Source organism: Parafrankia sp. Ea1.12 (genome assembly GCF_900465275.1).
Taxonomy (GTDB): Bacteria; Actinomycetota; Actinomycetes; order Frankiales; family Frankiaceae; genus Parafrankia; species Parafrankia soli.
The window spans coordinates 1-509 of the sequence record NZ_UBIZ01000064.1 but is presented as its reverse complement, the minus strand read 5'-3'; the positions used below and the strand labels follow the sequence as shown (position 1 = coordinate 509).

Below are 509 nucleotides of genomic sequence, written 5' to 3'. Positions count from 1 at the left end.
AAGAGCCCGCCACTGAGCTCCAGCACGGTGTTCGGCAGGCCGGCCTTGTCGGCCTTGTCGAAGTTGACGGGGTTCGACTCGACGGCGACGTCCGCGCCCCCGGTCTGCAGGGTGTTGTAACGCTGGTCGGAGTCGAGCACCGCGCGCATCGTGATGCCGTCGAGGTAGGGCTTGGGTGCGTCCCAGTAGCGGGGGTTCTTGACGAGCCTGATCTCGGCCTGCCTGGTCCAGCTCTGCAGAGTGAAGGGGCCGGCGCCGACAGGGCTCTCGTCGAAGGTCTGCTGACCCTTCCGCAGGGCCGCCGGTGAGGCGATCCAGTTCATCGCCGAGCCGACGATCGCCTGCGCGTACGCGGTCACGGGAGTGGTCATCGTGACTTTCAGGGTGACGTCGTCGACTACCTCGGTCGAGGCGACCATCGCCGCTTCCGCCGCGCTGGGTGAGGCGCTGGCCGGGTCCTTGAGTCGGTCCCAGTTGAATTTCACCGCTTCGGCATTGAGCGGAGTGCC

Annotated in this window: 1 protein-coding gene; it reads right to left on the bottom strand. The window is 67.0% G+C overall.

Going from position 1 to position 509, the window contains the following annotated elements:
* Positions 1-509, bottom strand: a 509-nt coding sequence (locus FMEAI12_RS00330; RefSeq protein ID WP_235013538.1) for an ABC transporter substrate-binding protein, incomplete at both ends; no start/stop codon positions are given.